The sequence below is a fragment of the Staphylococcus ureilyticus genome (genome assembly GCF_025558845.1).
In the GTDB taxonomy this organism is placed as follows: domain Bacteria; phylum Bacillota; class Bacilli; order Staphylococcales; family Staphylococcaceae; genus Staphylococcus; species Staphylococcus ureilyticus.
Map to the genome: position 1 here is coordinate 1,936,503 of NZ_CP094825.1, position 20,552 is coordinate 1,957,054.

Genomic DNA, 20,552 nt, shown 5'->3' on the forward strand with positions numbered 1-20,552 from the left:
GCTAATTATAACTAAAACCATATTTAAAAAGGCAATTTCTATATGATTTCAATAAAAATTGACTTTTCACTTGTCAAAGTACTGTATATACCAGACCCTTTTATATTGAATTAACGCTTACATATTGCAGGCTAATTAAAAGTTTGAGAAAATAGTAGCGTTTCATGTAAAAAGGAGGTTAAAGCAAATGCAGTGGTTTAAAGTTATCTTGGCAGGGATTATAGAAATATTATGGGTTACTGGGTTAAACTCTGCTGACTCATTTTTGAGTTGGACCGGTACGATTATTATCTTAATTTTGAGTTTCTATTTAGTCATTTCAGCTTGTAAGTCATTACCTGTTGGTACTGTTTATGCTGTATTTGTAGGTATTGGTGCTATTGGAACAGTACTGGTTGATATGATAATTTTCGGTGATCATTTTAACATTATGAAAATAGCATTAGTTATCTTACTTGTCATAGGAATTATCGGTCTTAAATTAACTACAGAGGAGGCTGAACAATAATGGCATGGATGATACTATTTATGGCAGGTTTATTAGAAGTTGTTGGTGTCATTATTCTAAATGAAATTGCTCGTACTAAAAAGAAACTGTTCGTAGTGCTTTTAGCAGTTGCCTTTATTTGTAGTTTTAGCACACTTAAACTAGCAATGACAATGGGCATACCTATGGGAACGGCTTATGCAGTATGGAGCGGTATAGGTACAGGTGGAGGCACGCTAGCTGGCATGCTTATCTATAATGAATCTAAAAATATCAAGCGTATTTTCTTTATCGTTGTCATTGTTTTAGCAATTGTTGGTTTAAAAATCGTTGGTTAACGTAACTTTTAAATTTAGTACAGTATCTACTAAAATAAAATGCTTATATAACGCTACAATGATAATCACAAGTGATATTTACTTTGTTTGAATTGAGAGCAATGTAAAAGTTTGTTTACTTATATGAAATTTACTATACTTTAAGTAAAGGAAGTGATTATATATGGTAAAAGTATTTATTGCAGGCCCAATACCAGAAGTAGGGTATAACTTGCTAAAAGAACAAGGTTATGAAGTTGATATGTATGAAGGTAAAGGAATTATTGATAAAGAAACATTGATTCAAGGTGTTAAAGATGCCGACGCTTTAATCAGTCTTCTATCTACTAATGTTGATAAAGATGTGATTGATGCAGGCTCAAACTTAAAAATCATCACAAACTATGGTGCTGGTTTCAATAATGTAGATATTAAACATGCACGTCAAAAGCAAATTGATGTAACCAATACACCAAAAGCATCAACAAACTCTACTGCCGAATTAACTTTCGCACTTGTATTGGCAGTTGCAAGACGCATCCCTGAAGGCGATAAATTATGTCGTACAACTGGATTTGACGGATGGGCACCATTATTCTTCCGTGGTAGAGAAGTTTCTGGTAAAACAATAGGTATTATTGGTTTAGGAGAAATTGGAAGTGCAGTGGCAAAACGTGCCAAAGCATTTGATATGAATGTACTATACACAGGTCCTCATCAAAAAGTTGATAAAGAACGTGAAATTGGTGCTAAATATGTTGATTTTGACACACTCATACAGCACTCAGATTTCATTACAATTAATGCTGCATATAATCCAGATTTACACCATCTCTTTGACACAGAACAATTCAAGTCAATGAAACCAACAAGTTATCTTATTAATGCAGCTCGAGGCCCTATCGTAAATGAAGCCTCTCTAGTAGAAGCATTAAAAAATAAAGACATCGAAGGTGCAGCATTAGATGTGTTTGAATTTGAACCTGAAATTAATGATGAACTGAAATCATTAGAGAATGTTGTCATTACGCCACACATTGGTAATGCTACGTTTGAATCACGTGATATGATGTCAAAAATTGTAGCAAATGACACAATAAGTAAACTTAATGGTGATGAACCTAAATTTGTCGTTAATTAATCATTGATAATTTAACAAAATAACAATGCAGCGACATCACTTATTTTTAACTCATGTTTAAACATCAATTTTTATTAAATCAAATATAAATTGCCCTATATCAATGGGATTAAAATAAAAACACTTTCGTAGAATTCATTTAAAATGAACAGTACGAAAGTGTTTTTTCTATTAGCAAAGTTGATGATTCAATAAAAATTTAAAATATTTTTATGTTAGCGGATCGTTCTAGCTGACATAATTGAATCACTGAAAATAACAAAATAGATTATTACCTTAGAAAAGTTATCTAATAATAGTACATTTTGATATTAAAAAGCGTGTAAATATAATTTTTCCGAATTACATTTACACGTTTTGTGATGTTGAGGCTTTGGCCAATGTATATGTTTTACTTTGCTTTCGACTTATAAATAAATTTTGTCTGATTTGAAAGTAATCGATCAGGTAAAATTTTAGCAATTTTATTTCTCGCTTTCACGACGAATTTATTTGTTCTTTGAGCAGTTTTTCCTATTTTTCTAGAACGTTTCACTATTTTTTTTGTATGTTTTACACGCAATTTATTATAGCGTTCTAAGGCTAAATCAAAATCATATGATTGCATACAATTCGCTAAAACAATAGCATCTTCCATCGCTTGGCCAGCACCTTGCCCCATGTTTGGCGTCATTGCATGTGCAGCATCACCTAGAAGTACAACACGTTGATAAACAAACGATTTCAATGGGTTTAAATCATACATATCATGTAACAATATATCTGTTTCACTTTGCTTATCTAATATTTGTCTGACTTCATTAGGAAAATGATTAAATCTTGCCTGTAAATGTGGCTTCGCAAAAGCATGAACCTTAGAATCATGGGCTTTGGCAGAAATTGAAATAAACCAATAAGCTTGGTTATTTAATAATGGTACAATGCCCACTCTACCTTTTGTAGACCAAAACTCTTTAGCAACATTGTTATCTTTTAAATCAATATCATCAACTAAACCTCTGAATACTGCGTATCCTTGATAAATTGGCTTACTATTTGGCACTATTGCTTGCCTTATGTTTGAATGGATACCATCAGCGCTGATACATAAATCAAATGATTGTGAAGTTTGCTCGGAAAATTGTAAGGTTACTTTCAAATCCCCATTTTCAATTCCTGTCACATTATGATTGGTGAAAATTGCGCTATCCGATACATAAGATTTAATCACTTCTAATAAACTTTGACGTGACATCGTTAAATTAACTGTATTTTTTTTCAACTTAAGTTTTGATAATAGTTTGTCTTTATCATCTCGAACTTCCATCATATCGATGACTTGTCCAATGTTTTTAAGTCCTTTTGCCAAATCATGACCATTCAATTTCTCAATGACATTACCACCAATGCCAATACCAGCACCTAATTCAGATACTGTATCCTCTTTTTCAAATACACTTACATCATGACCTTGCTCTATTAATAAAGCTGCTGCAGTTAAACCACCTATACCTGCACCAACGATGGCTATTTTCATTTTTATTCACTCCAACTTTCCCTAATCTTTTAATATTATATTCACATTTGTATCATAACATAACAAAACTTAAATAAAGCTTGTAAAAATTGCGATTGCAATACTCTATAATCCAACTACAAGTAATAATCTTTGTTAATGTCATCTTTTTTAATCCCTAAATTTTTATAAAAATGTTTCATAAACCAAGCGATATTATCATCCCAATCCACATCGCTTGCATATTGATGTTCACCTGGTGTCTTAGGATTCCATCTCATTTGATAAAGTGAGATTTGTTTATTATCAAAGTAATTTTTTCTTACAAATTGGGCACCACCCATAATTGCTTTTTCAGGTGATGTCCACGATTGTTTCTTTGCAAAACTACTACCAGTATGTACAGCATTTTCATCAAATGCACCTATACCAAAAAAATTATAATACCTTTCACCTTTATCTTTAATGCCTTTAGCTAATTCCGATTTACCATTACCTGTTTCAACTAAGGCATGACTCACTAAATATAAAACATTAACCTCATACTTATCTTGTGCTTCTAGAAAAGTTTTACCTTTCCCTTTTAATACACCTTTATTTTTTAAAATTTTATTTATTTCAGCTTCAGACATAGATACCTTTTCAGAAATATCCATATGGTTTAAATCATCTTGATCACTATTAACCTCCATTGCTTTTTTCACATCTGTAGTAGTAGCTTTAATGAATTTACCTTCCTGTTCTTTCATATTTAATGCGTCTGAACTTACTTGCTTATCTACCGCTTCATTAAAGGTATGTGTTCTTTGTTTTTCAAATAAAGATGTTTCATTTATTATTAATAAAATAGCAAATATAACAATAATTAATATTAATAATATCAACGGTATACGTTGCTTAACACGCTCGTTCATATTTTAAAATCTACCTGCATTGCATTTTATTGAGTCAATGTGAAATAGGCAAAAATAATCGCAATAAGTACAATTATAAAGGAAACATTAATTGCAATACGCATGCCTTTTCGATTTCTAAACAATGTGTTGAAAATCACTAAGCTAATTGCCAATGAAACAACAAACATTGTAATCGCCATCGCAATATTTAAAGTGATTAAAAATATAATACCAATGACTAAAAATACATTTGAAATAATAGCCATGATTTTAATTAATTTCGGATTGATAAGACTCCACTCCTTGTAATCATATTCTAAGTAAATCATTCTGTTTATTGAAATTGTATCATATTTACTTAATTTTCAATATGTCATTTATCATAGCAAAAAAGCCCTCATGTGAATAAAAATTCACAATAAGGGCTTTTTTCATCAATATATACACTTCATTTTATGATCTAGACATGCCTCTGAGCATATTTAACATATAAGTTAAACTACGATTCATTCCGTCATCTCTCAGTACACTCATTAAGCCAGTGATAGATGTTTTTTGGTTTGGACTAGCTTGATTTGCAACACTTAATCCTTTATTTACTTTATTTAACATAATGCTCAAGTCATTGACATTCAAATCACCTAAAAGGAAAACAAGTGATGCCATATTTGTAATCAATCCTGTGTATTGTTCTTTGTTTAATTCAACTGCGAATTTATTAGCGATAACACCTCGACTATTGACCATACCTGATACTGCATCTAGTATCTTAGCATCGTCCAACGTGCTAATAATGTTAATAGCTTTCATGATACTATCTTTATTTGCTGCAATTGCATCTGTTACTTCTGCTAAACTTTCTTGTTTGATTTGTTCTTCAGACTTTTGCATGCGCTTAATTTTCGTTATTCTCTCAGCCATTATTTATTCACCTGACTTCCTGGGAATGTGTAATCATCACGTTTCCATTTGTCTTCAACACGTACGCTATATTGTGGTTGTCTTTGTTTATCTACTCTGAAGTTTGTAGGGTTTAATGGTGATTTTCCTCTACGTGTTTTAACCTCCATACGACAACTTGTACGCTTATAAGAAGGTGTGTCTGTATCTTTATCCACATCACTGTTCGTCAATAAGTTAATCGCACCTTGATCACCATTTATCATTGCATTGTTATTAAGTGGAATATAAATTTCTTTGCCTTTTACTCTATCAGTGACATGTGCAATTAGTTCAGCTTCACCACTATCTGAAATCAACTTAACTTCTGCCCCTTCATGAATATCTCTTTCTTGTGCTAGTTCTGGAGATACTTCTACGAATGGTTGAGGGACTTTATATGCAAGACCTGGTACTTTATAAGTCATGTTTCCTTCATGGAAATGCTCTAATAAACGACCGTTATTTACATGTAAATCATATTTTTCATTCACTTTAAAGAAATTATCGAAAGTTAAAGGATAGAAATTCGCTTTACCATCTTCAAAGTTAAATCCATCTAAATACAATGTTGGTTGATCCGTGCCATCTTCAGCCACAGGCCATTGTAAACTATTGTAACCATCTAATCTGTCATAGTTCACGCCCGAATATGATGGTGTCAGTTTAGCAATTTCGTCCATAATTTGACTTGGGTGCGTGTAATTCCAATCATAACCTAGTGTTCTAGCTACATCTTGAATAATGACCCAATCTGGTTTAGATTCGCCTTTAGGTTCAAGGGCTTGATATAAACGTTGGATACGGCGTTCAGTATTCGTAAATGTACCTGTTTTCTCTAGTGAAGGACATGCTGGTAAAACTACATCTGCATATGAAGCAGTGAAAGTGAAAAACTCATCTTGTACGACTAAAAAACCAACTTTTTCTAGTGCAGCTTGTACATAGTTGATATTTGAATCAACAATACCTGTATCTTCACCATATAAATACAATGCGTCAATTTCACCTGCGTGAATACCTTCCATCATTTGGTGATTATCTTTACCAGGAACACTCGGTAATGTTTCACCATATTCTCTTTCAAATTTTGCACGAATTTCATCGTCTGCTACTTTTTGGTAACCAGGGAATTGATCAGGCATGCTACCCATGTCACTACATCCTTGTACGTTGTTGTGACCACGAAGCGGATATGCACCAGTACCTGGTTTTCTATAATTGCCTGTTGCTAATAATAAGTTAGAAATTGCTGTAGACGTGTCACTACCAATATCTTGTTGTGTGACACCCATAGCCCACGCAATTGACACTGTTTCAGCATTAACCATTTGATGTGCAAAATCTATGAGTGCTTCTTTTGAAATACCTGTTGTATCTTCGGCAAATTCCATTGTAAATGGTGCTAAAGACTTATGATATTCATCGAAGCCATTTACCCATTCATCTACAAATGCTTTATCATGCAAGTCATTATCTATAATATATTTTGTCACCGCTGATAACCAAACTAAGTCAGTACCAGGTTTAGGTTGATAGAAGTTGTCAGCTCTTTCTGCCATTTCATGTTTACGAATATCAAAAACATTTAATGTGTTGTTATATAATTTATGTCCACGCTTAATGCGAGAAGCAATGACTGGATGTGCTTCAGCAGTATTTGTGCCTATTAAAACAACCATATCAGCAATTTCAAGATCGTTGATTGAACCAGAATCACCACCATGACCTACAGTTCTAAATAATCCCTTTGTCGCAGGTGCTTGACAGTAACGAGAACAGTTATCGACATTATTCGTACCAATTACTTGTCTCGCAAGCTTTTGCATTAAATATGATTCTTCATTAGTTGCTTTTGAAGAAGAAATAAATGCTAGACCATCAGATCCGTGAGAAGCTTTTACTTTGTTAAAGTTTTCAGAAATTACTTGTAATGCTTCATCCCACTCTACTTCTTCGAATTGATTATTTTTACGTACTAATGGTTTAGTTAATCTTTCCTCTGAATCAATGTAATCCCAACCAAACTTACCTTTCACACAAGTTGCAATTTTGTTGGCTGGAGATTCGTGTTGAGGTTGAACTTTCAAAACTTCTCTTCCTTTTGTCCATACGTCAAAGGAACAACCAACACCGCAATATGTACATACAGTCTTAGTTTTTTCGATGCGTTCTTCACGCATCGCCGCTTCAGAATCAGATACTGCAAATAGTGGGCCATAGCCTGGTTCTGCTTTTTTAGTTAAGTCAATCATCGCAGCAAGTGAACCTGGCTCTAAATCTGTCATATAGCCTGCGTTTCCTTCCATGTTTACTTCTAACATAGCGTTACAAGGACATACAGTTGCACATTGACCACAACCAACACATGATGAATCGTTAATTGTTGTATCATTATCCCAAATCACGCGTGGTTGTTGACGTTCCCAATCAATCGTTAAAGTTTCATTGACTTGGACGTCTTGACACACTTCCACACATCTTCCACAAAGAATACATTGGTCTGGGTCGTAACGATAGAAAGGTCCATAGTCTTTTTCATATGGTTTTTCCTTATATTCATATGTTTGATGTTCGAGACCCCACTGATCCATTGTATTATGAATCTCACAATCACCATTGTTATAATCACATACTGTACAATAAAGCATGTGTTTTTCTAAAATACGATCTAATGCTTCTTTTTGACTTGTTTGTACATTATCATTTTGTGTATTTACAATCATTGGTCTATCTATCGTCGTACTACAAGCACGTTGCATCACACCGTCTATTTCTACTGTACACGTATCACAAGTTTCAATTGGACCAAGCGATTCGTTATAACATATAGAAGGTACAAACGTATCTTGTGATTTAATAAATTGTAGTAAATTTGTGCCGGGTTCCACAAGATAATCTTTGCCATCTAATATAATAATTAAATGTTCTTGCATATTATTCACCCCTATTAATTTTATAAAGCCCGTGTTTATGAATCAAAGATGTCTGACAACATTCCATCTTAAAAGCCCCACACTTTTTGGTAATGTTATTTATATTGTATATGTAAATCAATAAAATGTTAAGGCTTTCCACTGATTTTTAACTGTTTAATATAAGTTTTAATTTATAGTGTTAAATATTCTCTCTGAAAATTATTATTTTAGTGACAAAAATAAAATACACGCAACCAATACAGTGGTTGCGTGTATTTATTAAATTAGATACCTAAATTATCTTTTATATCGCTTTCTATTTCAGATAATGAACTTTGGCTAGGTACAAAATAATATAGACCATCATCTTGTATGCCACCTTGACCTTCTAATTGATGGCGGTGAACATTATCATTTGCATCTTTATAATTACCTCTAACTTTGTTCAACTCACCTAAAGTCAAATCAGTTTTTACATTATCTTCAACGTGATTCATCAACGAGTTAAAATGCGTAACTGAACTGATACTTGTCAATTTGTTGGCAAGACCTTGTATAACTAATTGTTGACGTTCTTGTCTTCCAAAGTCGCCACCAGCACCTTCTTCTTTACGACTTCTTATAAACGCCATTGCTTCTTTTCCATCCATTCGAGACTTTTGTCCTTCATTAAATTGGAATCCATCATATGAGAAGGTAGCGTTACTAGTGACATCAATACCTCCAACAGTATCTATCATATCTTTCATTCCATCCATGTCTATCGTTGCATAGTGATCTATCGGCACATTCAATAGTTTTTCTACTGATTTCACTGCCATGTCAGGACCACCATACGCGTATGCATGATTTATTTTTTCAGTTGTACCTTTACCTACGATATCTGCTTGAGTATCTCTAGGTATACTCACAATTTCAGTAGATTTCTTCTCTGGGTTGATAGACAACACCATAATCGTATCACTACGCTGTCCTCCGCCATTAGCAGCTCTTTTGGCATCTGAATCTACACCAAATAAAGCAATCGTAAATGGATCTCCATTATTAAGGTTGGCTTCTTTTTCCCTCAAAGATGACTTATCCCTATCTAATGGATTATGTATTGCACCACCGACAGAAAATATTTTAAAACCTAAATACACAACGGCTAAAATTGCTAAAATTAACAATAAACCCAAAAACCACAAAAATACTTTTGCGGGCAACCCCATTTTCTTTTTATTATATTCGTTAGAACGATTCACCTTTTTCATTCTCCATTCTATATTCGATTTTCTATTTCAATTAATTATAGATTATATAGTAAAATTATTTAATGAACATGGTGCTTAAGACCTATTGTTAAATAATTAATATTTTAAAATAATTATTTTTGATACCCAGATCCTGAATTTAGAATCGTCAACATTTCTTTATGACAAGCTTTGTTACTTATAATAAATGGTCCCGCTTTCGCAAAATCTAAAGTTGAATTATTTAACGTCGTCATTGTCAATCCCAATTCTTCAGCGAATAAAAACTGTGCAGCGATATCCCATGGTTTAGGATTTGTATTTACATGTGCGCCAAATTGTCCTAAAATTACGCGCACAGAATCTAAGCCACATGAACCAATGAAACGATATCCAAATGAAGCATCATTTAAATCATGAATCGTATCATCATTCATTACCAAAGTATTAAATGAAATAATCGCGTCTTCTAATTTTAAATCTTCAGGCTGTTGCAATAAATTATCATTCATATATGCGCCTTGGCCCTTGATAGCTTTATAAAGCTTGCCGTGTGGATAATCATAAATGTATGATAACGTAGGTTCACCCTCCACAAAGTAGCCTAATATAATGCAATAATCTTCCTGTTGCTTAACTAAATTTGTAGTACCATCAATCGGATCCATGACCCATACATGACCCTTTTTTGCTTGAATACCTTCATTCGATTTTTCTTCCGCGAAAAGTTGGTGATTTGGAAAATGTTGCTGTAAAAATTGCTCAAAATTTTGTTGAATAGATTTATCTACATTAGTCACTAAATCAAATCGATTTTTTTTCGTTGAAGTAACCATTTGTTTTATTAATTGTGGGATAATATCATCTAATGTTGTTAACCAATCTCTAACTAAATTATCTATATCTAATAATGTTTCTTTATTCATTTGCGACCTCCTCTTTAAGCGAATCACTAAATTTTTTCATTTTAATTATTTCATATGTATAATTTGTTTTATTTTATCATATAAATATAATTACGGTAACAAACTATTCGATTCACTATCGTCCGATAAATGATTTCATTATTCTATACCGATAAGTATGATATTCAATAAAATGATAAGAGGCTGAGACAATTTAATTGCCCCAGCCTCTTATAGAAAGGAAAGTAAGTAATAAATATTGAAGATGTTTGCTTAGTAACTCGTACGAAAAAGATGTTAACAAAACTATATGTAATAGCCTACCCCTTTGTCATCTTTTCGCTACCCCCTTGTTACTAATTATTATACTAACATAAACAACTGAAAAATGTAAGCGTTTTCTATAACTTTTTTTAAAACTTTATAAATGTCGTCATTGTCACTTTTATGCTATAATGAATGTAATATGTAATCATTTGGAAGGTGACTTTCTAATGAATAAACGCGAAAGGCAAAATAAATTGGTACAAGCCATACAACAAAATAAGCAAATTACCGCTTCAGAACTCGCGACAGACTTAAATGTATCGAAACGTACAATTTTAAGAGATATTCAAGATTTAGAAGATCAGGGAGTAAAAATTCTAGCAAAACATGGAAAATTAGGTGGTTATCAACTCCAAGAGACGCCAAATAGTTATGAGCTCGAATTAACTGATAAGCAACTCACCGCTTTATTCTTAGTATTGAATGAAAGTCAATCATATACTACACTTCCATATAAAGAAGAGATAAACACAATTATTAAAAAATGTTTAAATTTACCTTATACGAAAATGAGACGGGCGCTTAAAAAGCTAGACCGATATATTAAATTCAATCAACAAACACATGTTGACTTGCCGCCCATTTTTTCAGAAGTCTTAATCTATTGTACCGAAAGAAATGTGATGGCTATGGAGTATAATAAAAATAATGAGATTATGACTGAAAATGTAATTTTTATAGGCTTATTATGTACAGACGGATTATGGAAAGCAGTTATTTTTGAAATTGGTCTCGGTAAAACTAATGAAATACCTATTGTTGATATCCATGATATTTCATATTCATTTGAGAAAAAAATAAAAACACAAGATATTACTATCAATAACTATCAACAATTTTTAAATCCCACTGAGTCCTAAAAAAGCTCAGTGGGATTTTTTCAACCTTGTCCATTATGTATATAACGTAATTAGCGTAAAAACAAATGAGATTAAATTATTGAGCATATGAATACTTACACTTGCAATGAGTTTAAAACCTGATTTGATGTATGCATAGACCATAGCAATCGCTAAAATTAAATAACTTCCTATTTCTAATGGAGATTCCGCTCCCATCACATGCATTAGTGAAAATAGAATGGCTGAAATAACACCCATTACAATAGCATTAAATTTTTTCCCTAATTCACCTATCAGTAAATGTCTAAAAAATATTTCCTCCACTAATGGTGCACCAATTACAATTAACAAAAATGTAAACGGTAAAAATGACGGCTGATCAAATAAATTCATTAGTTCTAATTCATTTTGAGTTTCATTAAACCCAATACCATTGGGTAGCATTTGCATCACCATGTTATAAATTCCACTACAAACCATCATAACAATCGTCACGATGATAAGAAATAAATAATGCTGCTTTATAAATGCTATATTTCTCTTCAAATTCATTTTAAAGTCCTTGGTATGTAAAAAATAAAAGCTAAACACAGTAACTACGTATGATAGCAGTTGTACAACCACACTTATTTTAATCACTATCTTTTCTGTTAAATGATCTACAAAAACAAAACTAAATAAAATACCAATCACTGTAAAAACAATCATACTTACAATTAAAATCGCAATAAGGAAAAAATCTTTCCATACAATATCTTTAAAACGATATTTTGTTTTTTCCATTTTTTAAAAGCCCCTTTAAATTCATTTTTAATTTTATAGTGTATATCCTACCATGCTTAACAAAATCAGAAAATCATATTCATCATTTTAAATTTTTTATACGAAAGGATGCATTTTATGTATAATCTAGAATTTCATCAACTCGCTCAACGCATTAACCAACTATTAAACTTAATTGAAACTTATAAATTTGCTATCGTTACTCAAAATAAAAAGAAAGCACAGTACAAACAAGATATCCAACAGTTTATTAAAGACGAACTTATCGTGTTTTCAGACATCAGCTTACAACGATTTTCTTTACCCCATTATAATTATTACCAATTCCTTTTAATCCATGACACCAACCCCATTGAAGAACTCACTATTGGAAATACAATTAAGTACCTCGATACCTTACAAAATCAATTATTGGAAACACAAAGGTTATTACAAGGGTTTTTGTAATAATATTTCAAAATGAGATTTTTTAAAAATTAAAATTGTAATACTTTTTCATGTGTTGTAAAATGAAATCGATTACAGCAATATAGGAGTGATAACAATGCATGGCTTTTCTATTTATTTAGGACAACCCATTGATAAATCATATATTAGACGAATGATTGCTTTGGGATATACGACCATTTTCACATCTGTACAAATTCCAGAGGAAGACGAAACATCTAAATATCGCTATTTGGGAGAACTTTTAAATTATTTATCAGACGAACAACTTACGTATATGATTGATATCAATCCTTCATTGCTGGATCAATCTTTTTATGAATTCTTGCAATCATATCATCATGCGCAATTTATGATTCGTATTGATCACAGTACTTCTATAGAAATTATTAATGACATTATCCAACATGGTTTTCACTGTTGCTTAAATGCCAGTATACTTTCTGAATCACTACTTCAACAGCTTTATGAAAAACTAGATGATTTTACACACTTATGCTATTGCCATAACTATTATCCACGGCCAGATACAGGTCTAACAACTGAATTTGTTCATATTCAAAACTCACTAATTTTAAAGTATAATCCAAACGCAACGATCTTCGGTTTTATTCCAGGCACTACAAAACGCGGCCCCCTTTTTAAAGGTTTACCAACCATAGAATCAACGAGAGCACAACACCCTATCGAAAGTGCACAGCTATTATTAGATCATCTGACAACACAAATTTTGATTGGTGATACTAAAATTAGCGCACCACTAGACGAACAATTAATGAACGTATTATGTCATAGAACTTTCACACTCACAATTGATTTATTAGATATTCAAGCAACTAAGATATTACAGCAACCTCACACTGTACGACCAGACAACCCACAAGATGTAATTCGCTCACAAGAAGCTAGACACTATTGTACAAGTGAAATTAATACTTATAATACAACAGTTCGAAACACTGGTACAGTTACCATCGATAATAAACTGAACGGACGTTATCAAGGAGAATTACAACTTTTGAAAACTGACTTACCAGCGCATCCTCACATTAATGTTATAGGTGAAATTTGTGAAGCTGAGCGCAGTTTGATTCGTTGTATGAAGCCCAATGATACATTTAAATTTATTATAAAAACAAGGGAGTAGAAATTTATGAGTGATTTAACTACTGAATCTAGAAATAAAGCGACAATGCATTTAGATGAGATGTCTATAACAGAAATTCTTAAAACAATGAATGATGAAGATCAAAAAGTCCCACAACAAATTAGAAAAGTCATACCAGACTTGACTAAAGTCATAGAAATCACTACAAAACAATTTAGAGCTGGTGGTCGAATTATTTATATCGGTGCTGGAACAAGTGGAAGGTTGGGGGTGCTTGATGCTGCTGAATGTGTGCCCACATTCAATACGTCTCCAGATGAAGTCATTGGATTAATTGCAGGTGGACAAAGAGCCATGACTGTTGCTGTTGAAGGTGCTGAAGATAGTACCTCCTTGGCTGAAGAAGATTTACATCATATTCACCTTAATGAAAAAGACGTTTTAATCGGTATTGCTGCTAGTGGTAATACACCTTATGTTATCGGCGGATTAAAGTATGCGAATCACATTGGTGCACATACTGTTTCAATTTCATGCAATTCAAACACTAAAATAAGTAGCATAGCTAAAAATGCAATTGAAGTTAATGTAGGTCCTGAAGTCTTAACAGGTTCTACAAGATTAAAATCTGGAACAGCTCAGAAATTAATACTTAATATGATTTCAACAATCACAATGGTTGGCGCCGGTAAAGTTTATGATAACCTCATGGTTGATGTAAAAGCTACAAATCAAAAATTAATTGACCGTTCCATACGCATTATACAAGATATCTGCGACATTTCTTATCAACAATCTGAAAAACTATATCATGCTGCAGATCATAACCTTAAAGTTGCTATCGTTATGCATATGTGTGATACATCAAAAGCAGATGCACAACAGCGTTTAGAAAAAAATAATCACATCGTTAAGCTAGCAATCAGAAATTAAACCAAATACTTAAAATAATTTATGTATATAGGAGGGTTTTATGATGTCTAAAGAACAAAAACTTGCAGAAAGTATTGTAAATGCAGTTGGTGGTTTAGAGAACATGGAAAATGTTATAAATTGCATGACGCGTGTAAGAATTAAGGTGCACGATGAAAATAAAGTTAACTATGATAAATTAAAATCGACGGAAGGTGTAATGGGCGTGGTCAAAGACGACCGTGTACAAGTAGTCGTTGGACCTGGCACAGTTAATAAGGTAGCTGCTCATATATCTGAAATGAGTGGTGTGCGTTTAGGTGAAACCATCCCTCACCAAACTAAAGATTATAAAGCAGAAACTGAAGCAAGAGCCAAAGAAAACAAAGCCGCTTTTCAAAGTAAACAAAAACGTGGCAAATTCAATAAATTATTAAAAACAATCGCTAATATATTCATCCCATTGATTCCAGCATTTATTGGTGCAGGTTTAATCGGTGGTATTGCTGCAGTTTTAAGCAACTTACTAGCTGCAGAGGTCATATCTGGCTCATGGATTACGCAACTTGTTACTGTTTTTAACGTAATTAAAGATGGTATGTTAGCATATTTAGCCATTTTCACTGGTATCAATGCTGCTAAAGAATTTGGTGCAACACCAGGTTTAGGTGGTGTTATTGGAGGAACGACATTACTAACAGGATTAACAGAAGAAAATATGATCACTAATATTTTTACAGGCGAACCTTTACAAGCAGGGCAAGGTGGTATTATCGGTGTTATCTTTGCTGTTTGGTTATTGAGTCTCGTAGAAAAGAGATTACATAAGATTGTACCAAATGCCATTGATATTATCGTAACACCTACGATTACTTTGTTTGTTATCGGATTATCAACAATCTTTATCATTATGCCTTTAGCTGGTTTTGTTTCTGACGGTTTAGTATCCGTAGTGAATGGTGTTATTAATATTGGTGGCGTCTTTAGTGGCTTTATTATTGGTGCTTTCTTCCTACCATTAGTTATGTTAGGATTACATCATATATTTACGCCTATTCATATTGAGATGATCAATCAATCTGGTGCTACTTACTTACTACCAATTGCTGCTATGGCAGGTGCAGGACAAGTTGGTGCCGCATTAGCGCTTTGGGTAAGATGTAAGAAAAATACTACTTTGAGAAATGCAATTAAAGGTGCACTGCCTGTCGGTTTCCTTGGTATTGGCGAGCCCTTGATTTATGGGGTCACGTTACCTCTTGGTAGACCATTCTTTACCGCATGTATTGGTGGCGGTATTGGCGGTGCAGTGGTTGGTGGTATTGGACACATCGGTGCTACCGCTATTGGACCGAGTGGTATTTCATTGTTACCTTTGATTTCAGATCATATGTACTTAGGATACATTGCAGGATTAATCGCTGCTTACACCGGTGGTTTCCTCTTCACCTTCTTTTTAGGTACAACAAAATCAATGAGAGAATCTGATAACTTAGGTGGTTAAACTATGACCAACGTACTTTATAAAATTGATAATATATATGAAACTTTTACAAAAAGTGAAAAAAAAATTGCTGATTTTATTTTAAACGAACCTCATCGTATCATTAATATGTCTGTCCAAGACCTTTCAAATGAAATTAATACAAGTACAGCATCCATTGTACGTTTTAGCAAGAAAATAACAGAAAAAGGGTTTCAAGAACTTAAAATTACAATTTCACGTTATTTGCCTATAGATGCAATCAACAATAATCATATGGAATTAATTGATAATGAATCCGTCGATATTATCAAGTCTAAAATGTTAGCCCGAGCAACAGATACAATGAGTTGTGTTGCTTCACAAATTGAACAACATCACATCGATGACATCTGTGACACATTAAAACATGCGCGTACCATATTTTTATTTGGTTACGGGGCATCACTCGTTATTGTTACAGATTTATATCAAAAATTATCTCGGATTGGTTTAAATGTGCGCTTAATACAAGAAACGCATTTATTAATGACTACCATGGCTACTCATGATGAACAAGATTGTATTATTTTTGTAACCAACCAAGGTAGTCATAGTGAAATGCAATCTATGGCAAAAGTTGCAACTGACTATAATATACCTATCATCACGATTTCAAGCTCGAACAATAATCCTGTAGCTAAAATTTCTGATTATACTTTAATTTATGGTCAAACTGATGAGAATGAACTACGCATGGCCGCAACAACATCATTATTTGCACAACTTTTTACGGTAGATATTCTTTATTATCGATTTATTGCTTTAAATTATCAACGTTCGTTAGACTCAATCACACAGTCTAAAATGGCACTTGATAATTATCGTAAACATTTGTCTAAAATCCAGTTTAAACACTAAATCATTGCTGACATCACTTTTTAAATAACATCATAAACGAGAACGACATAGAAATCGCATTTTGATAAAGGATTTCTATGTCGTTCTCGTTTTTAATCTATCGCTAACACTATTTATTTGTTAGTTGTTTACTTTACATCATTTTGAAAAAAGTCGAAAATATTTTTGGCATTATCAGTATTATCAATATTTCCTTTGAATTTATCACTACCAGGGCCATATGCATAAGTATTTACATCTTCTCCTGTATGACCATTAGTAGTCCAACCAGTATTTGATTTGTCATTAATTGGTTTTTGTACAGCATCTTGAACCTTTTGTAATTGACTTTCATATGCTTTTTCATCTTTTTTAAGATCTTTAAGTTTTTTAGCTTCATCTTTTATTTTATTCATTTGATCTTCTGAAACTTCAAAACCGTAACCATCTTTAATGACTTTCTCCACATTTTTGCCTTTGCTAATTTCTTCAGTCATATATTTACCTGAATGTTTCATTTGGTGAATGGCGTCTGGGTTCCAAACGTAATCTTTACCTTTCGCAATAGACATACCACCTGTAGAATGATCTGCAGTAGCTACCACAAGTGTATCTGGATTTTCTTTTGCATAATTCATAGCATATTCAAATGATTTTTCAAATCCAGACATTTCTGACATTACCCCAGTTACATCATTTGGATGCCCTGATTTATCTATAGAAGCGCCCTCAACCATTAAAAAGAATCCTTTGTCGTTTTGTTTTAATTTATTTACGGCACTATCAGTCATATCCACTAATTTTGGATTTTTGTCTGGTGCGTCTATCTGTAATGGCATATCATTATCTGCAAATAATCCTAATACTTGTTTACTTTTGGAATTTTGTAGTTCATTTTTATTTGTAACCACATCGTAACCATCTTTTTTAAATTTGTTTTTTAAATTGCCATTGTCTTTGCCAAAATACTCAGCACCACCACCTAGTAGTACATCAACTTTATGCTTGCCATTAATTTTATCATTGTAAAATTGTTTAGCAATTTCATCCTTTTTATCACGATCATCAACGTGTGATGCGTATGCAGCAGGCGTAGCATCTGTAATTTCAGCCGTAGATACGAGACCAGTTGATTTACCATTTTCTTTAGCTTGTTCTAATACTGTTTTAACATTATTTTTATTAGCATCGACGCCTATAGCTCCATTATACGTTTTTTGTCCTGAACTAAATGCGGTTGCACCAGCTGCTGAATCAGTAACATTTTCTTTTGGATCATTAGGGTTTGTACGTTGACTCCCTATTAGATATTTATCAAAAGCGGTCTGATCCATTTCTTTAGTATCTGGATTATCTGCAAAATAACGATAAGCAGAATTATACGAAGGTCCCATACCGTCACCGACTAAAAAGATAACGTTTTTAGGATTTTTTGTATTACCCATATAAGCTACATTAGCATTCTGATTTGAATCTTTAGACTCATCTTTTTTCCCTGCAGCATAAGTCCCTTGTACACTCCCTAATGATGAACCGGCAATGATTGTCCCTGCAATCGTAGCAGTAGCTAGTTTATTAAGTATTTTCATATAATAACTCCTTTAGATATGTATTATGACCTCAACTTTATTCTAAAGCACGAGTTTTGAGTGAGTATTTTTCTATTGTTAAATTTTTGTAAAAGCATTTATGTAAGTGTACCAACGTAATGACGGATATACAAAAAAGTCATAAATGATACAAAAAAATGTATCATTTATGACTACTTAATATTGCTGACAAATTGATGTGTTATTATATTTTTTAAAGTTGCTGATCATCACTTAATTTATGATAGCCTTTTAGATAATAGAACAATGTCATAAAACCTAAGAACACGATACCAATAACAACTGAAACAACTGTTTCTTTATTAAATAGCATGCCGATTAACACCATGATAAAGAACGCCATTGTAATATAATTTGTTATTGCGCCGCCTGGCATTTTAAAAGGATGATTTTTGAGTTCTTCGCTGTGATTTTTTCTGAATCTTAAATGACTAATTAATATCATAAACCACGGTACCATACCTGGTAAAATCGAGGCACTGTATACGTAAACAAAAATACTATCTGCTCCTTTAATAAATAAAGGCAAAATAACATTTAATAACGCGCCAACTAAAATACCAATTGCTATTGCAGTAACCGTCCAAATAGGAACACCATTTTTCATAACTTTACGGAAAAATTTAGGTAACATGCCCTTTTGAGATAAGTTCAACGTCATTCGACTAGCGCTAAATATACCAGAATTACATCCTGACATCGCTGCAGTCAAAACTACAAAGTTAATGAGTCCAGCAGCAAATGTAATACCCACTTTTGCAAATGTTGCAACAAATGGACTGCCAATGTTTCCTAATTCATCCCAAGGATAAACAGTTACAATAACGAAAATGGCTCCGATATAGAAAATTAATATACGCCATATAACACCATTAACCGCACTTTTAATATTTTTTTGTGGATCTTTCGTTTCACCAGCAGTAATACCGATTAATTCAACACCTTGATAAGAACCAATTACAATAGAAAGTGCGAAGAAGAAACCAATCCAACCATTAGGCATAAAGCCACCATGTGACCATAAATTAGAAAGACCTATAGCCTCTCCACCATTACCAAGTCCAAAGAAAATCAAACCGAACCCTGCAATAATCATCAAGATAATAGTTACTACTTTTATCATTGCAAACCAAAATTCAAATTCACCAAAAGCTTTAACTGATACTAAGTTAGCACCAGCCAACAATAATACAACTATAATACCTGGTATCCATTGTGGTAAATCAGGAAACCAATAATTCATATATTCTCCAACGGCGATAACCTCACTCATACCTACAACAACCCATTGGAAAATATTACTCCATGCTGTCAGATAACCAGCAACTGGATTTATGTAATCACTTGCAAAGTTTGCAAAAGAACCTGAAGTCGGGTGTAAATATACCATTTCCCCCATAGCTCTCATCACTAAAAATAAAAACAGCCCAGCTATTAAATAGGCAAATATTACTGAAGGCCCTGTCCATTTAATCGTACTTGTCGCCCCCATAAAGAGTCCGACACCAATCGTTCCACCAAGTGCTATCATCCGCATTTGACGTGCACCTAGTCCCCTTTGTAATTCGTTATTCTCATTCATCATTCAAACCCCATCTCATTCAAATATAAGTGAAAATAATTCACTTATTATGACGCTATTATACTATAAATTCTAAAAATTAAAACAATTATTTTTCATTTATGTAAGCCCTTACATATGTTTTTATTTTAGATTACTTTTAGAGAAAACGCAATGTATATTTTCATTTCAATATGATAGAGAACAATTAAATACTATCTTTAGTTAATTGAGTGTCACTATTTAATTATGATTATTTTGTGAATTCTT

Annotated in this window: 19 protein-coding genes; 9 read left to right on the plus strand and 10 right to left on the minus strand. The window is 32.8% G+C overall.

Features of this window, described 5'->3' with window-relative positions; translation table 11 throughout:
• Positions 1-187 precede the first annotated feature (187 nt).
• The 3 genes from MUA21_RS09720 (at position 188) to MUA21_RS09730 (ending at position 1,945) form a co-directional block, all read left to right on the plus strand.
• Complete coding sequence (locus tag MUA21_RS09720; protein ID WP_046208474.1) at positions 188-508, plus strand: DMT family transporter; 321 nt, start codon at positions 188-190, stop codon at positions 506-508.
• Complete coding sequence (locus MUA21_RS09725) at positions 508-825, plus strand: DMT family transporter (RefSeq protein ID WP_046208475.1); 318 nt, start codon at positions 508-510, stop codon at positions 823-825. Before MUA21_RS09720 ends, MUA21_RS09725 begins: the two co-directional genes overlap by 1 nt.
• Positions 826-988: 163 nt before the next feature.
• On the plus strand, positions 989-1,945 hold the full coding sequence (locus MUA21_RS09730; RefSeq protein ID WP_046208476.1) for a 2-hydroxyacid dehydrogenase family protein: 957 nt from the start codon (positions 989-991) through the stop codon (positions 1,943-1,945).
• A gap of 391 nt (positions 1,946-2,336) precedes the next feature.
• On the opposite strand, the gene MUA21_RS09735 is transcribed toward MUA21_RS09730, so the two are convergent.
• From MUA21_RS09735 to MUA21_RS09765, 7 genes are all read right to left on the minus strand, one after another.
• Complete coding sequence (locus MUA21_RS09735) at positions 2,337-3,461, minus strand: FAD-dependent monooxygenase (RefSeq protein WP_262561158.1); 1,125 nt, start codon at positions 3,459-3,461, stop codon at positions 2,337-2,339.
• Positions 3,462-3,577: 116 nt separating this feature from the next.
• Positions 3,578-4,354: an N-acetylglucosaminidase gene (locus MUA21_RS09740; protein WP_210128018.1), complete on the minus strand. Its 777-nt coding sequence runs from the start codon at positions 4,352-4,354 to the stop codon at positions 3,578-3,580.
• A 26-nt stretch (positions 4,355-4,380) separates the two neighbouring features.
• Positions 4,381-4,665 (minus strand): hypothetical protein, encoded by a 285-nt coding sequence (locus MUA21_RS09745; protein ID WP_071560236.1) that lies wholly within the window; start codon positions 4,663-4,665, stop codon positions 4,381-4,383.
• Positions 4,666-4,789: 124 nt separating this feature from the next.
• Complete coding sequence (locus MUA21_RS09750; RefSeq protein ID WP_262561159.1) at positions 4,790-5,257, minus strand: helical membrane plugin domain-containing protein; 468 nt, start codon at positions 5,255-5,257, stop codon at positions 4,790-4,792.
• Entirely contained in the window at positions 5,257-8,211 is a 2,955-nt protein-coding gene (gene fdhF, locus MUA21_RS09755) for a formate dehydrogenase subunit alpha (protein ID WP_262561160.1), read from the minus strand. The genes MUA21_RS09750 and fdhF overlap by 1 nt, the downstream gene beginning before the upstream one ends.
• Positions 8,212-8,477: 266 nt before the next feature.
• A complete protein-coding gene (locus MUA21_RS09760) occupies positions 8,478-9,404 on the minus strand; it encodes an LCP family glycopolymer transferase (protein ID WP_169926881.1) in 927 nt (308 codons plus the stop codon).
• Positions 9,405-9,559: 155 nt separating this feature from the next.
• The gene (locus tag MUA21_RS09765; RefSeq protein ID WP_107525422.1) at positions 9,560-10,351 is read right to left on the minus strand and encodes an inositol monophosphatase family protein; all 792 of its coding nucleotides are present in this window, start codon (positions 10,349-10,351) and stop codon (positions 9,560-9,562) included.
• A gap of 473 nt (positions 10,352-10,824) precedes the next feature.
• On the opposite strand from MUA21_RS09765, the gene MUA21_RS09770 reads away from it, so the two are divergent.
• The gene (locus tag MUA21_RS09770) at positions 10,825-11,517 is read left to right on the plus strand and encodes a helix-turn-helix transcriptional regulator (RefSeq protein ID WP_107525421.1); all 693 of its coding nucleotides are present in this window, start codon (positions 10,825-10,827) and stop codon (positions 11,515-11,517) included.
• 33 nt (positions 11,518-11,550) lie between these two features.
• Here MUA21_RS09770 and MUA21_RS09775 read toward each other — a convergent pair whose 3' ends face one another.
• Positions 11,551-12,282, minus strand: coding sequence for a CPBP family intramembrane glutamic endopeptidase (locus MUA21_RS09775; RefSeq protein ID WP_046208483.1), 732 nt, complete (start codon positions 12,280-12,282; stop codon positions 11,551-11,553).
• 117 nt (positions 12,283-12,399) lie between these two features.
• On the opposite strand from MUA21_RS09775, the gene MUA21_RS09780 reads away from it, so the two are divergent.
• The 5 genes from MUA21_RS09780 (at position 12,400) to MUA21_RS09800 (ending at position 17,132) form a co-directional block, all read left to right on the plus strand.
• Positions 12,400-12,729, plus strand: coding sequence for a hypothetical protein (locus tag MUA21_RS09780; protein ID WP_262561162.1), 330 nt, complete (start codon positions 12,400-12,402; stop codon positions 12,727-12,729).
• A gap of 97 nt (positions 12,730-12,826) precedes the next feature.
• Positions 12,827-13,876, plus strand: coding sequence for a MupG family TIM beta-alpha barrel fold protein (locus MUA21_RS09785; protein WP_107525419.1), 1,050 nt, complete (start codon positions 12,827-12,829; stop codon positions 13,874-13,876).
• Positions 13,877-13,882: 6 nt separating this feature from the next.
• A complete protein-coding gene (gene murQ / locus MUA21_RS09790) occupies positions 13,883-14,770 on the plus strand; it encodes an N-acetylmuramic acid 6-phosphate etherase (RefSeq protein WP_107525418.1) in 888 nt (295 codons plus the stop codon).
• A gap of 43 nt (positions 14,771-14,813) precedes the next feature.
• A complete protein-coding gene (locus tag MUA21_RS09795) occupies positions 14,814-16,253 on the plus strand; it encodes a PTS transporter subunit EIIC (protein ID WP_262561165.1) in 1,440 nt (479 codons plus the stop codon).
• Between the two features lie 3 nt (positions 16,254-16,256).
• Positions 16,257-17,132, plus strand: coding sequence for a MurR/RpiR family transcriptional regulator (locus MUA21_RS09800; RefSeq protein WP_107525416.1), 876 nt, complete (start codon positions 16,257-16,259; stop codon positions 17,130-17,132).
• A gap of 128 nt (positions 17,133-17,260) precedes the next feature.
• On the opposite strand, the gene MUA21_RS09805 is transcribed toward MUA21_RS09800, so the two are convergent.
• Both MUA21_RS09805 and MUA21_RS09810 read right to left on the minus strand, forming a co-directional pair.
• Positions 17,261-18,700, minus strand: coding sequence for an alkaline phosphatase (locus MUA21_RS09805; RefSeq protein ID WP_262561166.1), 1,440 nt, complete (start codon positions 18,698-18,700; stop codon positions 17,261-17,263).
• 214 nt (positions 18,701-18,914) lie between these two features.
• Positions 18,915-20,303: an amino acid permease gene (locus tag MUA21_RS09810; protein ID WP_046208490.1), complete on the minus strand. Its 1,389-nt coding sequence runs from the start codon at positions 20,301-20,303 to the stop codon at positions 18,915-18,917.
• Positions 20,304-20,552: the final 249 nt, after the last annotated feature.

Bases quoted from the DNA above. Each gene is read 5' to 3' on its own strand.
- MUA21_RS09725 (WP_046208475.1), top strand. From the start codon at position 508: ATGGCATGGATGATACTATTTATGGCAGGTTTATTAGAAGTTGTTGGT.
- murQ (WP_107525418.1), top strand. From the start codon at position 13,883: ATGAGTGATTTAACTACTGAATCTAGAAATAAAGCGACAATGCATTTA.
- MUA21_RS09775 (WP_046208483.1), bottom strand. From the start codon at position 12,282: ATGGAAAAAACAAAATATCGTTTTAAAGATATTGTATGGAAAGATTTT.
- MUA21_RS09785 (WP_107525419.1), top strand. From the start codon at position 12,827: ATGCATGGCTTTTCTATTTATTTAGGACAACCCATTGATAAATCATAT.
- MUA21_RS09805 (WP_262561166.1), bottom strand. From the start codon at position 18,700: ATGAAAATACTTAATAAACTAGCTACTGCTACGATTGCAGGGACAATC.
- fdhF (WP_262561160.1), bottom strand. From the start codon at position 8,211: ATGCAAGAACATTTAATTATTATATTAGATGGCAAAGATTATCTTGTG.
- MUA21_RS09810 (WP_046208490.1), bottom strand. From the start codon at position 20,303: ATGAATGAGAATAACGAATTACAAAGGGGACTAGGTGCACGTCAAATG.
- MUA21_RS09730 (WP_046208476.1), top strand. From the start codon at position 989: ATGGTAAAAGTATTTATTGCAGGCCCAATACCAGAAGTAGGGTATAAC.
- MUA21_RS09750 (WP_262561159.1), bottom strand. From the start codon at position 5,257: ATGGCTGAGAGAATAACGAAAATTAAGCGCATGCAAAAGTCTGAAGAA.
- MUA21_RS09720 (WP_046208474.1), top strand. From the start codon at position 188: ATGCAGTGGTTTAAAGTTATCTTGGCAGGGATTATAGAAATATTATGG.
- MUA21_RS09770 (WP_107525421.1), top strand. From the start codon at position 10,825: ATGAATAAACGCGAAAGGCAAAATAAATTGGTACAAGCCATACAACAA.
- MUA21_RS09795 (WP_262561165.1), top strand. From the start codon at position 14,814: ATGTCTAAAGAACAAAAACTTGCAGAAAGTATTGTAAATGCAGTTGGT.
- MUA21_RS09735 (WP_262561158.1), bottom strand. From the start codon at position 3,461: ATGAAAATAGCCATCGTTGGTGCAGGTATAGGTGGTTTAACTGCAGCA.
- MUA21_RS09780 (WP_262561162.1), top strand. From the start codon at position 12,400: ATGTATAATCTAGAATTTCATCAACTCGCTCAACGCATTAACCAACTA.
- MUA21_RS09740 (WP_210128018.1), bottom strand. From the start codon at position 4,354: ATGAACGAGCGTGTTAAGCAACGTATACCGTTGATATTATTAATATTA.
- MUA21_RS09800 (WP_107525416.1), top strand. From the start codon at position 16,257: ATGACCAACGTACTTTATAAAATTGATAATATATATGAAACTTTTACA.
- MUA21_RS09760 (WP_169926881.1), bottom strand. From the start codon at position 9,404: ATGGGGTTGCCCGCAAAAGTATTTTTGTGGTTTTTGGGTTTATTGTTA.
- MUA21_RS09765 (WP_107525422.1), bottom strand. From the start codon at position 10,351: ATGAATAAAGAAACATTATTAGATATAGATAATTTAGTTAGAGATTGG.
- MUA21_RS09745 (WP_071560236.1), bottom strand. From the start codon at position 4,665: ATGATTTACTTAGAATATGATTACAAGGAGTGGAGTCTTATCAATCCG.